The sequence below is a fragment of the Paenibacillus sp. 7516 genome (assembly GCF_002272715.1).
GTDB classification, from domain to species: domain Bacteria; phylum Bacillota; class Bacilli; order Paenibacillales; family Paenibacillaceae; genus Paenibacillus; species Paenibacillus illinoisensis_A.
Window position 1 is genome coordinate 1 of the sequence record NZ_NPBI01000007.1, and the last position, 14,481, is coordinate 14,481.

18 protein-coding genes are annotated in these 14,481 nt (G+C 45.8%); all 18 read right to left on the reverse strand.

The genetic code is table 11. From position 1 onward, the window contains the following. Positions 1-953, reverse strand: a 953-nt coding sequence (gene proS / locus CHI14_RS07370; protein ID WP_095287795.1) for a proline--tRNA ligase, incomplete at its 3' end; no start/stop codon positions are given. 62 nt (positions 954-1,015) lie between these two features. Further along, positions 1,016-2,287 (reverse strand): RIP metalloprotease RseP, encoded by a 1,272-nt coding sequence (rseP, locus tag CHI14_RS07375; protein ID WP_095287796.1) that lies wholly within the window; start codon positions 2,285-2,287, stop codon positions 1,016-1,018. Positions 2,288-2,400: 113 nt separating this feature from the next. Beyond that, on the reverse strand, positions 2,401-3,540 hold the full coding sequence (locus CHI14_RS07380) for a 1-deoxy-D-xylulose-5-phosphate reductoisomerase (RefSeq protein ID WP_095287797.1): 1,140 nt from the start codon (positions 3,538-3,540) through the stop codon (positions 2,401-2,403). Positions 3,541-3,617: 77 nt separating this feature from the next. Beyond that, positions 3,618-4,412, reverse strand: coding sequence for a phosphatidate cytidylyltransferase (locus CHI14_RS07385; protein WP_095287798.1), 795 nt, complete (start codon positions 4,410-4,412; stop codon positions 3,618-3,620). A gap of 16 nt (positions 4,413-4,428) precedes the next feature. Next, positions 4,429-5,196: an isoprenyl transferase gene (locus tag CHI14_RS07390; protein ID WP_095287799.1), complete on the reverse strand. Its 768-nt coding sequence runs from the start codon at positions 5,194-5,196 to the stop codon at positions 4,429-4,431. Positions 5,197-5,285: 89 nt separating this feature from the next. Continuing rightward, complete coding sequence (gene frr / locus CHI14_RS07395) at positions 5,286-5,840, reverse strand: ribosome recycling factor (RefSeq protein WP_095287800.1); 555 nt, start codon at positions 5,838-5,840, stop codon at positions 5,286-5,288. Beyond that, positions 5,840-6,568 carry a UMP kinase gene (gene pyrH, locus CHI14_RS07400; protein ID WP_095287801.1) on the reverse strand — a complete coding sequence of 243 codons (729 nt, stop codon included), beginning with the start codon at positions 6,566-6,568 and terminating at the stop codon, positions 5,840-5,842. The genes frr and pyrH overlap by 1 nt, the downstream gene beginning before the upstream one ends. 229 nt (positions 6,569-6,797) lie before the next feature. Continuing rightward, entirely contained in the window at positions 6,798-7,448 is a 651-nt protein-coding gene (tsf, locus tag CHI14_RS07405) for a translation elongation factor Ts (protein WP_095287802.1), read from the reverse strand. Positions 7,449-7,568: 120 nt separating this feature from the next. Continuing rightward, entirely contained in the window at positions 7,569-8,267 is a 699-nt protein-coding gene (gene rpsB / locus CHI14_RS07410) for a 30S ribosomal protein S2 (protein ID WP_047842496.1), read from the reverse strand. A gap of 273 nt (positions 8,268-8,540) precedes the next feature. Continuing rightward, on the reverse strand, positions 8,541-9,170 hold the full coding sequence (locus tag CHI14_RS07415) for an endolytic transglycosylase MltG (RefSeq protein WP_095287803.1): 630 nt from the start codon (positions 9,168-9,170) through the stop codon (positions 8,541-8,543). Positions 9,171-9,173: 3 nt separating this feature from the next. Then, positions 9,174-9,782 (reverse strand): DUF6115 domain-containing protein, encoded by a 609-nt coding sequence (locus CHI14_RS07420; RefSeq protein ID WP_141236648.1) that lies wholly within the window; start codon positions 9,780-9,782, stop codon positions 9,174-9,176. 27 nt (positions 9,783-9,809) lie between these two features. Next, positions 9,810-10,124, reverse strand: a complete 315-nt coding sequence (locus CHI14_RS07425) for a hypothetical protein (protein WP_095287805.1) — start codon at positions 10,122-10,124, stop codon at positions 9,810-9,812. A 51-nt stretch (positions 10,125-10,175) separates the two neighbouring features. Next, entirely contained in the window at positions 10,176-11,585 is a 1,410-nt protein-coding gene (locus tag CHI14_RS07430) for a DUF342 domain-containing protein (protein WP_095287806.1), read from the reverse strand. 60 nt (positions 11,586-11,645) lie between these two features. Then, entirely contained in the window at positions 11,646-12,434 is a 789-nt protein-coding gene (locus tag CHI14_RS07435) for a FliA/WhiG family RNA polymerase sigma factor (protein WP_095287807.1), read from the reverse strand. A gap of 15 nt (positions 12,435-12,449) precedes the next feature. Continuing rightward, positions 12,450-12,893, reverse strand: a complete 444-nt coding sequence (locus tag CHI14_RS07440; protein WP_095287808.1) for a hypothetical protein — start codon at positions 12,891-12,893, stop codon at positions 12,450-12,452. A gap of 4 nt (positions 12,894-12,897) precedes the next feature. After that, positions 12,898-13,395 (reverse strand): chemotaxis protein CheD, encoded by a 498-nt coding sequence (locus CHI14_RS07445; protein ID WP_095287809.1) that lies wholly within the window; start codon positions 13,393-13,395, stop codon positions 12,898-12,900. After that, complete coding sequence (locus tag CHI14_RS07450) at positions 13,388-14,008, reverse strand: chemotaxis protein CheC (protein ID WP_095287977.1); 621 nt, start codon at positions 14,006-14,008, stop codon at positions 13,388-13,390. Before CHI14_RS07450 ends, CHI14_RS07445 begins: the two co-directional genes overlap by 8 nt. A gap of 9 nt (positions 14,009-14,017) precedes the next feature. Continuing rightward, complete coding sequence (locus CHI14_RS07455; protein ID WP_095287810.1) at positions 14,018-14,476, reverse strand: chemotaxis protein CheW; 459 nt, start codon at positions 14,474-14,476, stop codon at positions 14,018-14,020. Between the last annotated feature and the right edge of the window lie 5 nt (positions 14,477-14,481).

Consider the following 14,481-nt stretch of genomic DNA (forward strand, 5'->3'; position numbering starts at 1 on the left):
AACAGTTCGTCCGCACGACCCACAACGGCATCACGCGTTTTTGGCGGTCCAATTGGAATCATCACGACTTGGGTTGGTGCCACTTTTGGAGGAAGTGCCAGACCACGATCATCACCGTGTACCATGATCAGCGCACCGATCAAGCGTGTACTTACGCCCCACGATGTCGTATAGGCATGCTCAAGTACATTTTCACGGCTGAGATATTGAATCTCAAATGCTTTGGCAAAGTTAGTACCCATGAAGTGAGAAGTTCCGGCCTGTACGGCACGTCCATCTTTCATCATCGCTTCGATGGAGTATGTATCCACCGCACCTGCAAATTTCTCTGAAGGCGTTTTTTGACCACTGATAACCGGGATAGCCAAATACTCTTCCACGACTTCGCGATAGATTTCAAGCATGCGCATCGTTTCCTCACGTGCTTCTTCTTCCGTTTCGTGAGCCGTATGACCTTCCTGCCAGAGGAATTCGCTTGTCCGTAGGAAAGGCAATGTTCTTTTCTCCCAACGAACAACGTTAGCCCACTGGTTGATCAGAACAGGAAGATCACGATAGGATTGAATCCATTTGGAATACATGTGACCAATGATGGTTTCGGAAGTCGGACGAATTGCCAGACGTTCTTCCAACTTTTCACCACCAGCTTCGGTAACCCAAGGCAATTCCGGGTTGAACCCTTCAACATGCTCTTTTTCTTTTTGGAAAAAGCTCTCTGGAATGAACATTGGGAAATACGCGTTGCGATGGCCCGTTTCGCGGAAACGACGATCCAGTTCATCCTTGATATGTTCCCAGATCTCAAATCCATCCGGCTTGAACACAATACATCCGCGAACCGGCGAATAATCCATCAGATCGGCCTTTTTAATAACATCAATGTACCAACGGGAGAAATCCTCGCCCTGTGGTGTGATTTCAGTCACGAATTGTTTATCATTTTCCTTTGACATAAGACTCCAGCGTCCTCCCATAACGACCCTCTCTGCAAATTCAGAGTGTAGTCAAACCATAATTATCCGTTAATTAAACGTAGTATATCATTATATGTTACAGCCAGCATCAGTACAAACAGCATGGCAAAGCCTATAAAGTGAACCATTCCTTCACGGTTAGGATCAACAGGCCGTCCTCTTAGCGCTTCAATTCCAAGGAATACCAATCGGCTGCCATCCAGCGCAGGTATGGGCAACAGGTTGAAGATTCCAAGGTACAAACTCAAAATAGCAGCCCATCTTGTTAGCTGTTCAATGCCCTGTTTGGCAATCTGACCTGTTACTTCAAATGTACGTACCGGTCCGCCGATGTCGTCCATGTTAAACTGATTAATCAGATGTTTGAAACCTTCAAAGATGACTTTTGTGGTGTCCACCATGGCTAAACCTGATACTTTGAACGTTTCTGCAAATCCAACAGATCGGGTTGGCAGTGTTGGCACGATTCCTACCTTACCACCCTCTTGTCCCTCTACAGTACGGGGGGTAATCGTTATATTGAATGTTTCTTCTCCCCGACGCAGGGTCCATTCCATCGGCTTGTCTTTCGACTCAGCAATCATAGCCACCATTTTTTGCGAATCAGTACCTATAGCCGTACCATTGATAGTCTCAATGATATCTCCTTCTTTCAGGTTGGCCTGGTCGGCAGCGCCGCCCTCAAGTACTTCACCGATTTGCAGATTTTTAGGGTTTTCCACCGGAACTCCGGCCATTTGTGCATACACGGCAAACAAGACAAAAGCCAGAATGAAGTTCATCAATGGTCCAGCAAAAATCGCCATCGCCCGTTGTCCAACCGTCTTGCTGCCAAACTGCCGGTCTTTCGGAGCAATTTGTGTTTGTTTACCGCGACTAACGAGCATTGCTTGTGGATGTATACGGTAGTGTTGTACCTCTCCATCAACATCCAATTGCATTTTCAACGCATTCTCCATATCAATGGAGATCACTTCGCCACGTATTACATTTTTACGATTATCCAATTGATCCAAATAAATCATTTTCACTTGATCATCCATCGGTCTAACCGCAATGGTCTGACCCTCTTGAATTTCCACAAGCTCGGGGTCTTCACCAGCCATACGTGCATATCCGCCAAATGGAAGCAAACGCAATGTAAACTGGGTCTCGTTTCTTTTATATGAGAACAATTTGGGACCAAAACCGATCGCAAATTCCCTTACAAGAATACCGGCGCGTTTGGCAAAATAATAATGCCCCCATTCATGAACCGTCACGATGACAAAGAACATGAGCACCGTTAGAAATACAACTTGTATGGTTTCCAATCCCTATCCATCCTCCTTCACGGCACGAACCGAAGTCTGTCCCTTTAGATTATCATTATTCCAAGGTGCCGCACAAGAGAATCACTTCTTCCATATTTGTAATGAAAAAAGGATTACAGACTAAAAGCATGTTTACGACTTTCCTGGTCACATCTTGCAATTTCTTCGAGATCAGGATTCTCCACATTGCGGTGTGCATCCAGCACGGAAGCAATAATATCCTCTATTTTAAGGAACGAAATCTCTTTGCGCAAGAAGCGTGCTACAGCAACCTCATTCGCGGCATTAAATGCCGTAGTTGCAGTCCCTCCCATTTTACCACACTCATAAGCCAGTCTTAAACAAGGGAACCGCTCCATATCCATCTCACGGAATTGCAGCTTGCCTGCTTGGGCCAATGATAATCGCTGTGCTGGTGAAGGCAGCCGATCTGGATAAGTTAACGCGTACTGAATCGGAACACGCATGTCCGGATTGCCAAGTTGAGCAATGATGCTCGTATCCTCAAATTCAACATAGGAATGTATGATACTCTCTGGGTGAAGCAGCACGTCAATCTGGTCATAGGTCAACCCGAACAGCCAATGAGCCTCTATCACTTCCAAGCCTTTATTCACCATCGTTGCGGAATCAATCGTGATTTTGGAGCCCATCGACCAATTGGGATGCTTCAGGGCATCTTCAACCGTAACATCCCGCAGCTGTTCACGTGAGAAATCGCGGAAAGAACCCCCTGAGGCCGTAAGGGTAATTCCTGCTACCCGGTTACGGTTTTCTCCGTTCAAACATTGAAATATCGCAGAGTGCTCGCTATCGATCGGCAGCAAAGAGACACCTTTTTCCGCAGCTCGCGCTGTCACAATATGTCCTGCCGTCACCAGTGTCTCCTTATTGGCTAGCCCTATCTGTTTGCCTGCTTCAATGGCAGCCAGTGTTGATTCGAGCCCTACGCTCCCCATGACAGCTGTCACCACAGTATCTGCGTCCGTCCCGGCTGCTACTTCCACCAAGCCCTCTTTTCCATAGAAGAGCTGCGTTCCCGCAGGTAAGTGCGGGGCGATCGTCTCAGCCAATTCTTTGGTACCTACCGATACCTTTTTTGGAAGATAGCGATTGGCTTGTTTGATTAAAAGTTCAGTATTTCCTCCGGCAGCCAGGCCCTCCACCTGATAAAGCTCAGGATGCATGTCAACGACATCCAATGTTTGAGTTCCAATCGAACCGGTGGATCCGAGAATTGCTATTTTCTTCATGCTGCACCTCATCTTTATTTATCCATTGCGTGCATCATTTCAAATTCATTTGTTATACACGTCTTATGTTCAAAACATTAGTAAGGCAGAAGCATTAGTATATGTACAAATGGAAACACAACAATCCAGCTGTCGCACCGATCCAGAATACCTCCATGCCCCGGAAGAAGGTTGCCGGAATCCTTAATATTGTACACACGTTTGTAAGCGGATTGGATTAGGTCTCCCATCTGGCCGACTACAGCACATGCGAGCCCAATCAATATTGCTCTCTGCCAAGATAACAAGCCATCCGATAACATCGCAAACACAACAGATGTTACAACGGCAATCACAATACCGCCCAACGCGCCTTCTACCGTTTTGTTAGGACTTATTGATGGCCATAATTTGTTTTTTCCCATAAGCTTCCCCACAAAGTAGGCACCAGCGTCACTGGCCCAGATAGAGCCTAATAATAGGAATGTCCAAAAGAGCCCGTGATGAAGATGTCTGGACTCAGCAATATAATAAAAACCGATACCTATATACAGCACACCCAAAAAGAGCATGGCGATTGTATTCACAGGAATCCTGTTCTTGGTTATCACCGAGGCCGTCATTAAAACAAGCATAACCAGCCAACTGATCTGGAACAGCGTCAGCGGTCTGCCTTCCCACACCATTTCCCATGGAAAGACAAGTGCAAAAACACCTGCATATCCAATCAGGGCTACACCTGAAAAAGGTTGTACCCCCGTCATTTTCACAAATTCATAATAACCGATGAGAGCCATAAGCAGTACCAGGCCATGATACCAAGGTCCGCCCAGCATGCAAAAACCCAAAAACAACACACCTGCTACTATCCCTGTCGTTAATCGCTGTTTCAACGGCTTCATCCTCCATCTATTTCAAACCGCCGTAACGCCTTGTTCTGCGCTGATATTCGGCTACTGCTTCAAGCAAGTGCTGTTTGCCAAATTCGGGCCAGTATATATCCGTAAACCATAGCTCGCTATATGCAAGCTGCCAAAGCATAAAATTACTGAGCCTTAATTCTCCACTTGTCCGGATTAACAGATCCGGATCAGGCATATCCACAGTCAACATATGTTTGTCTATGAGCTCAGGTGTAATGTCTTCTGCCGAGAGTTCCCCCGACTGGACCTGCAGCGCAATCTGCTTCACACAGTCCGTCATTTCTCGACGACTTCCATAATTCATTGCAAAGTTCAATACAAGTCCCGTATTGTGTTCCGTGAGACGAATTGCTTCACGTAAGGCATTAACGGTATGTGAAGGTAACTTCTCTTCCTGCCCCATCATGCGTATGCGGACATTCTTTTCTATAAGTTCATCTAACTCAATCGCCAGAAATTCTTGTGGAAGTCTCATTAGAAAATCCACTTCTTCTTTTGGACGTGTCCAGTTTTCTGTCGAAAAAGCATACATCGTCAGATATTTGATGCCCAGTTCATCCGCCGCGATGGTTGCACGTTTCACTGCCTTCATGCCATTCTGATGCCCAGCTATGCGTGGCAGACCCAGACGTTTGGCCCATCGACCATTCCCGTCCATAATAATGGCAACGTGCTGCGGGATATTATCCTCGGATATAGTCAGCGTTTCCTGCTTTGCAGCCCCATTCCACCACGACCGAACCCGTTTGATCATTCCTGTTCCTCCAAAATCCCTGAAGTTTCTTCACCTGAAGACTAGAAAAAGAGACAAAACCCCACCGTATTGGAGGGGCTGCGCTTGTCTTACACTTCCATAATTTCTTTTTCTTTGGCAGCGAGTACCTTATCGACTTCAGCAATAAACTTGTCGGTCGATTTTTGGATATCGTCCTGATGTCTCCGGGACTCGTCCTCGGAAATCTCTGACTTCTCCATTTTTTTGATATCATCATTCGCATCACGACGAATGTTACGAATCGCAACTTTTCCTTCTTCACCGAACTTTTTCGTCAGTTTTACGAGTTCTGTTCTGCGCTCCTCTGTAAGTGGAGGAATGGACAAACGAATCATGTTACCATCGTTGGCCGGTGTTAATCCCAGATCCGACTTCATGATCGCACGTTCGATTTCGCCCATAGAAGATTTGTCCCATGGCTGAATCATCAGCGTACGGGAATCTGGTGTGCTAATATTCGCGAGTTGATTAAGTGGTGTCATTGCTCCATAGTACTCTACCTGAACCCGGTCCAGAAGAGCCGGAGTTGCACGTCCTGCACGCAAAGTGGCAAGATCACGACGTAACGCTTGAATTGCTTTATCCATACGTTCTTCGGCATGTTTTTTAACCGCTTCTGGCATTAATCTACACTCCCTTTAACGATTGTTCCGATGCGTTCACCGAGAACTACACGTTTGATGTTACCTTGTTCTGTAATGGCAAATACGATCAACGGAATATTGTTGTCCATACAGAGCGAGGACGCCGTCGAATCCATTACACCAAGATTTTTGTTAAGTACATCGAGGTAAGTCAATTGCTCATATTTCTCAGCTGTACTATCCTTGAACGGATCGGCCGAGTATACGCCATCAACTTTGTTTTTAGCCATCAGGATGACTTCTGCTTCGATCTCCGCTGCGCGCAGTGCTGCTGTTGTATCCGTGGAGAAGAACGGGTTACCTGTACCTGCTGCAAAAATAACGACACGGCCTTTCTCCAGATGACGAATAGCTCTGCGACGGATATATGGCTCTGCAATTTGCTGCATGGCAATTGAAGTCTGTACACGTGTAGGCACTTCAATCTGTTCCAATGCATCTTGCAGTGCTAGCGAGTTCATTACTGTAGCTAACATTCCCATATAGTCGGCTGTTGCTCGATCGATGCCGTTTTCGCTGCCGGCGATTCCACGCCAGATGTTTCCGCCACCACATACGATGGCAACCTGCACACCAAGTTCAACAACTTCTTTTACCTGCTGAGCAATCGACGAGATCGTCTCTGCATCAATACCATAGCCGTTTTGACCGGAAAGGGACTCCCCACTAACCTTTAAGACAACGCGTTTGAATACTGGCTGTTCCAATTGTTCACCCTCCACTTTAAACTTGAGCACCTTCGGTGTTCAATCAACAAAACTTCTCGCGCATGGCCTCCTGCTTAAAAAGAAAGGAACACGACTGTGTTCCACTCTTTTAGAAAAACGATTAACCGGTTAGGCACTGTTTTCCTGAGATATAAGGGAGCTCTGCTTCGAAGTTTTATCATTCTTATATCTTCGAAAACCAATTTCTGCTTGCCGGTATGAAACCGTCTTATTTGTTCACTTGGGACATAACTTCTTCTACGAAGTTATCTACTTTTTTCTCCAAACCTTCACCCAGTTCGTAACGAACGAAACGACGGATGGAGATGTTCTCACCGATTTGGCTGATTTTTTCGTTCAGCAATTGGGAGATTGTTTTGTCTGGATCTTTAACGAAAGTTTGTTCCATCAGGCAGTACTCTTCGTAGTATTTACCGATACGGCCTTCAACCATTTTCTCAACGATTTTTTCTGGTTTGCCTTCGTTCAGCGCTTGAGCTTTCAAGATTTCTTTTTCTTTTTCCAGCTCTTCTGCAGGAACTTCTTCACGAGTTACGAATTTCGGACTAGCTGCAGCGATTTGCATAGCGATGTCTTTAACGAAATCTTTGAATTGGTCTGTTTTACCTACGAAGTCAGTTTCGCAGTTAACTTCTACCAGGACACCGATACGGCCACCAGCGTGGATATAAGATTCTACAGTACCTTCAGTAGCTGCACGTCCTGCTTTGTTTGCAGCTGCGGAAAGACCTTTTTCACGCAGAATTTCAGCCGCTTTTGTGATATCACCGTTTGCTTCTTCCAGTGCTTTTTTGCAATCGAGCATACCAGCGCCCGTTTTTTCACGAAGTTCTTTTACTGCACTCGCGTTAACTGCCATTATTAATTCCCTCCAAAATAAGTATTGTACGTACACGTACACTCTAAAAAAAGGGCAGTGAGAGGTTATCCACCTACCAACCACCCTTTTCATTTAGTTCATTCGTTATGTTCGAATCTATTAAGCGGAAGTTTCTTCGCCTTGGTTAGCTTCGATCACGGCATCAGCCATTTTACCTGTCAACAGCTTAACAGCACGGATTGCATCGTCGTTACCTGGGATAACATAATCGATTTCGTCCGGATCGCAGTTTGTATCAACGATACCTACAATTGGGATACCCAATTTGCGAGCTTCAGCAACAGCGATACGCTCTTTGCGTGGATCGATGATGAACAGGGCGCTTGGCAGGCCTTTCATATTTTTAATACCGCCGAGGAATTTCTCCAGACGATCTTTTTCTTTGCGAAGCAAGATAACTTCTTTTTTAGGCAATACAGCGAATGTACCGTCTTCTTCCCAAGCTTCCAATTGTTTCAAACGATCAATACGTTTTTGAATGGTTTGGAAGTTAGTCAGAGTACCGCCCAACCAACGTTGGTTAATGTAGAATTGACCAGCGCGCTCAGCTTCTTCCTTAACAGAATCTTGAGCTTGTTTCTTAGTACCCACGAAAAGAATTGTACCATTCTCTCCTGCGATTCCTTTAACGAAGTTGTAAGCCTCTTCGACTTTTTTCACCGTTTTTTGCAAATCGATGATGTAAATTCCGTTTCTTTCAGTGAAGATATAACGATCCATTTTTGGGTTCCAACGACGAGTTTGGTGACCGAAGTGTACCCCAGCTTCGAGAAGCTGCTTCATGGAGATTACTGCCATCTTCACACACCTCCTAATATGGTTTTTATTGTGTCCTCCGCCGGCATCATTTTTCGCCAAGACTCTCCATCAGGAAAGCACCCTCAACAAAATTAGCACATGCGTGTGTTTTAACACCGTTATCTAATATAGCATAACTGCTTGGCTGATGCAACAGTCTTTGAAAGCAAAAATACCTAGTCGCACAACGTTTTTATGTTATGTGAAATCTCCGACTATAATTATTGCCCAATTAGACTATAAAATAAAAAGAACCGTCTTGCCTGAGTGTACTCAGCTTGACGGTTCTTTAGTAATTTTGGCGATGATGGATTCGAAGCTTTCCCCTTTTTCAAGTGCGTACGTACCCACCTGAATCTTGGTGTTAATTCGCTCTGCCTTTCCCGCCTTAATGAAGGCCTGGGCATCATCTACTATCCCAGCTTTCTCGAGATTACCAGCGACAATCGCCAAGCTGTTACCAGAACGCACTCTAAATGTGACTGCTGCCTTTTGAGGCGTATTCGGTGACGATGGCTCTGCTGCTTTTGGTTCGCTCACATTATTCGGACTCTCATTGCCACTTGAAGCGGGCTGCTGAGGCTCCGTGGGAGCTTCCGGATCACTTGTATCCTCTGCCTTCTCCGGAGCAGCAGCCGTTTCTCCCTGCATTTCACTGCTCTCCTGCTTCTTCTTTTGTACCCATTCGGCTTCCGTATATAGTTCGTCCTCTGAACCAACAAGCTTCAAATCCATGCTTTTGGCAGCCAACTCCAACTCTTCTTTCGTCAGATTGGCTGCAGCCGGATCCGTTTCCAAACTGCTGTCCGATAGGGCGTTTTGCCCCACTGTGGCAAGCTGAAGCAGCACTGCTCCAATGATCATGCCCGTTCCAATTCCAATCCATAGGGAGCGCTTGTCCATCTCTTAGCCTTCCTCCCGTTCTGCCAGCTGAAGAATCAGCTGTACTTCACCACGTTGTATGCCGGTCTGTTTTGCGATCGCATCCACTGATTTGCCTTCATCATACAAATGAAACACTTCTGAATACCGATCTTTGATTGACTCTCGCTCATTGACAGGCTCTCGGCCACTTAGTGATGGCTCCATTTCTGAAATCTGCTTTGCGGCGTCTTCTCTCACACTAGCCATAAGAGCCTGAGCCTGCAAGGCATTGAATTCATCCTTTGATATATCTGAAACATGATGGGTTTCGGACTCTTTGCTTTTTTCAAGTTCATTGAGACGCTTCTGCAATTCTTCAAGCTGCATTTGCATGCGTTGATCTGCAGCTGCCGCCTCTCCCTTCATTTCAGCAACACGCTGAATAAGGGCATCATTATCGCTTTCGATTTCAGCCATATAATGTTCAAGTGTGGATTCCATCTCTTGCACTAATTGTTGGCTCGGTTCTGGCTTCTTAGTTTTCTTGGGCATGATGAATGCATATGCAATGGCACAGGCACCTAATATGACAATAATAACCCATGGTGACAAATTGGTTCCTCTCCTTTGGATATCGCCTTCAAAGCTCAAGTCTTCATTTTCGTAATACGGGAAGGGTTACAATGACAGATCCACATGCTTTCCTTTGTACGGATGCTCCGCAGGTTTGACTTGCTCTGACATCTGGATCGTCTCCTGCTCCCCGGAACCCCCTTCGTGCTCTCCATTACTAGATTGACCGTCTCGTACACCTGTATGTGCTGTTTCTTCCATCGCTTCACTACGCTGTCTTGCCTCTTCTGCTTCCTTGGCTGTTTGCACCGCCAGTAAATTCTGGTCCGTGACCGGTCGCTGCTGATATTCGCTCTGATACCGACCGGCTTCACTTGTTCGTGGTACTGCAATCTGCAACTCTACTGCCTTAAAACTCATACGCTCACCTCACGGTTTCGAATGGTTTTCTACCTGTGCCTGATGCTGTACTTAAACGAATGGAGTCATCGTAATGTCCCCGTCATGATAATAAAATGAAATTCTACTCACAGGATCTTTAATAAATTTGGTGTATCTGCCGATAACTATCTTAGAGCCTCCGTAAATCATCTTGAGAATATCCACCCGGGCTCTGCTCGTATCTTCCAATACTTTTTCAATTTCGAATATACGTGACTTAGTTTCCTCATTAAGACGAAGTGCCGACTTTTGTGTAGCCGTAAGCTTAACTCGCATTGCCATTTTGTCAGGACTCAGTTGTCCAGCAGCAGCTAATTGATCCAGCAGTACCAATGCTTTTTTCGTTTTGTCCAAGGAATCCATCTGTTCCCTAAGCCCTTTACGCAATTCACTCAGTTCGTTACGCAGTTTGGGTAGAACACCAACTTCAATCGAAGTTACTGTCGACATGCTGTTCCCCACAATTCGTGCTGAAACATTTTCACCGGCTTGAATGGATCCACCAACAATAAGGCCTTTGGTGCCGGCACAGATCACGCTCCTGCCTGCACGGATATTGGAATGCATAATGCTTTGGGAGACGAGAACATCTTCACCTGCATCTACGCTACCTTCCTGAATAAAGGTGCATTTGACATTGTGACCCGCCTGAACAAGCCCTTTGTTATATCCGATGATACCACCAGTGATCTCAACAGAGCCCCCTGCTTCTAGCTCTGCGCCTTCGACACCGCCGACAACGCGAATGTCACCCGCAGCTTTTATTTTAAAACCAGTTAGTACATTACCGCGTATGACCACCGTACCTACAAAATCAATATTACCGATATTGTAGTCTACATCGCCATTTATTTCGTATACCGGGAATACATTCAGTTTATTCCCTTCCGTTTTGGTCACCAATCCATCCAAGGCGGCATACATTGCAGATCCATCCGGATTAATAACAACATTTTTCCCCACTTTGAATCGTGCGTCTTTCCCTGGTCGAAAAGGAATTTCCTCACCAGTAACGGCCTGACCTACTGAACCATCCACTGGAGGAATGCGCTCGGCAATGATTTGACCTGATTTTACATTATTCAACCGAGTTACTTCTTTGTAATCCACCTTGCCATCTTCCGCTTCCAGAGGCCGCCGTTCACTCGCATCGTCCATGCCAACCAATACCTTAATGTACCCGTCTGTTCCAGGAACAGCCGCGATGCCTTCGGCGATCTTCAACTGCGTATTCATATATGTTTCAGGTTGATTCACAAACACGAGCAGTGCCTCACGCAGCACACCATACTTAATGCCCTGACCCGCAATAAACTGTTCCAGTTCATCCAGCGTGCAGGTGAAACCTTCTTCCTGCTTGGAAAACTCAAGGTAGGCCGTACTTTTATCTTCCGATAAAACAACGCTAAGGCATTGTTCCAAAGCAATTCGCTGTGTCAATGCAGTTCTTCCTCCTTTTACACTTTCCACTCCCCGAAATCCATGTAATCAAGCTTTCTATTAATCTTTGCGCATTAACAGATCCTTCTGTTTTTCGAGCGTTCCACGGAGTCTCAAAATGGCTTTGGAATGCAGCTGAGATATACGCGATGGTGAAAGAGACATTACTTCAGCGATCTCACTAAGCGATAAGTCTTCATAATACAAGAGGGAAACTACCGTTCTCTCTTTAACTGTCAGCTTATCGAGTCCCTGAACCAAAGCATCCTTCAGATAAAACTCGTTCACTTTGTAATCTGGATTTTTGGCCTTTTCATCGACCATTAAGGAAAGACGTGTCTCTGATTCTTCTTCCCGTATCGGGTCTTCAAGAGAGCACAGTGACATTACCGCCACTTCCTGGAGCATATGTTGGAAGTCCTTTGTCGACACGTCAAGATACTGACTCATTTCTTCATCGCTTACTGATCGTAGATAGGTTTGCTCCAGCTGCTGATAGGCATCTTCGATTCGTTTAGCCTTTTCTCGCACGGAACGGGGAACCCAATCTCCTTGACGCAAACCATCCAAGATCGCTCCACGAACACGCCATGAGGCGTACGTCTCAAATTGAAGGCCTCGTTCATAGTCGAATTTCTCAAGAGCATCGATTAGTCCCATAACGCCGTTGCTCTCCAGATCATCTTTTGGGACATTTTTAGGTAATCCAACAGCCAAACGACCGGATACATAATTCACAATGTGAAGATATTTTTCAATTAAAGCTTTTTTGGCTTCAAGATCTCCGTGTTCTTTCCACTTTTCCCACAGATCAGCATGGTTCAAATGTGAAGCTTTACGCTCGTCCAATTGCTTTCACCCTCCTTATTTGTCTGTCAGGTGACGAACGGCCTGCGCCAATTCTTCCGGATCCTTGGTCCGGACCAGTTTAGGCGGATCCAATGGGGCGAAACCCGTTGGAGCTTTCGTCTCGGATGGCGGAATCTCTTCCCCAGAGGAGGCGTTCTGTCCATTCTTGAGCAAGTCGTTTAGCTCTTGTCCATCGTCTTCGAGTTTAATGTCAACCTGCGAACCTCTCATTTCTGGACCAATTTGGGTATCATAATCGAAACCCTTACTTCCTGCGGACGGGGTCAGCAGCAACCCCAGCCCCCAGCGCAAACCAAAAGCAAGGGCGTACCAGGCTACGAATCCGATTAACCCGCGAATTAAACTGGTCATCAACAAATTGCTGCTGTATGCTACAAAAAAAGTCAGAATAAATCCGACTATGCCTGCTCCAAGATTAATGCGGTAGTTTCCTATCATAGTTTTATAATTCCTTTACACCCATTTGTACACTTCTAATATTTAAAATCCCTGTTTCACAGTCCATTTCAATGGTCCGGCCATAATTTCCACCAGTGTCTTCAGCAAGAAGAGGAATATTAAGCTTTTGTAGCCATTCCCGGCAAGATTCCGCATTCCTCGGCCCAATACGCATGGTATCTCCAGCTCCTGAAAAAGCAAACATCTGAGCACCACCTGCCATTTTGGACACGATACGTGAACGAGAAGCACCGAGTTTTAACATCTTTTCTAATAACTCAGGCAACGCCGTATCCGCATATTTAGCTGTGTTCAATTTTCCTTCTCTTGCAATCTCAGAAGAAGGAAGCATCACATGCGCCATTCCAGCCAGCTTCAAATGCGGATCATACATCGTTAACCCCACACAAGAACCAAGCCCTGTCGTGCGGATTATGCCAGGAAGGTGAGCAATGTTCAAATCCGCCATACCGACTTTAACGACGCTTTTTTCTTCAATCATGATCCAGAGGCACCCCTAAAGATTCAAATATCTTGGCAAATGACAATGGATCGGGAATCAGGAAAAATTGACCTTCCACCTGATCTTCTCCTTCGAAGAACGATGTGTCAATCAAAAGTGCATCGTCTCCCATTTCTCCAAATTGCAGCAGCCCATAGCTGAGTATTGCTCCTGCCATGTCAATGGCTAGTCCGGGAACCGTTGGATACATCGACAGCTTGGTGAAATCTGCAAGTGATGAAAGATATGATCCAGCCAGAATATTACCGATTTCTGATAACGCAGACTGTTCCATATCCGTAAACATGAGACCTTCCTTCAGATCAAAACCAGCAAGCCGGTTCAGCAGCATTTTGGCCGCCTCCGGGGTCATCATGAAAAACAGATTACCTGGCGCCTCGCCTTCAACACGTAAAAAGACAGTCACCACGATTCGTTCGTCCCCGCCCACTTTTTCGGCTACTTCTTCGAAAGGAAGCATCTGTACTGTCGGCACACCCATGTCAATCGGTCTATTTAGAAGTTGAGACAACGCCGTTGCGGCGTTGCCTGCTCCAATGTTACCGACCTCTTTGAGCACATCCATTTGGAATCCCTCAAATCGGTTGAACATCTCCACGTGTTAGCCCTCGACACTTTCCAGCTGTACAACTTCGCTTTTATTCAATACTTCATGCAGATTAAGCATGATCAACAAACGCTCATTTTCCAATTTAGCCACTCCGCGCAGATATCTCGCTTTGACTCCACCCACCACTTCCGGCGGACTGTCAATTGCACTGCTCTTAATGTCAATGACGTCATTGGCTGCGTCAACGATGAATCCAACCTGCATGTCACCTACAGCTACAATGACAATTCGAGTTTGATCCGTATATTCTGTTTCTGGCAGAGAAAAACGACCACGCAAGTCGATAACAGGGATAACAACCCCGCGAAGATTAATAACCCCTTTTACGAAGGAAAATGTCTTAGGGACACGAGTAATCGGCATCATGCGTTCAATCGTCTGAACTTTTTCAACCTCAATACCGTACTCTTCAGATCCTAGTTTAAAGACGATGACTTTCAATTCTTCCATGAATA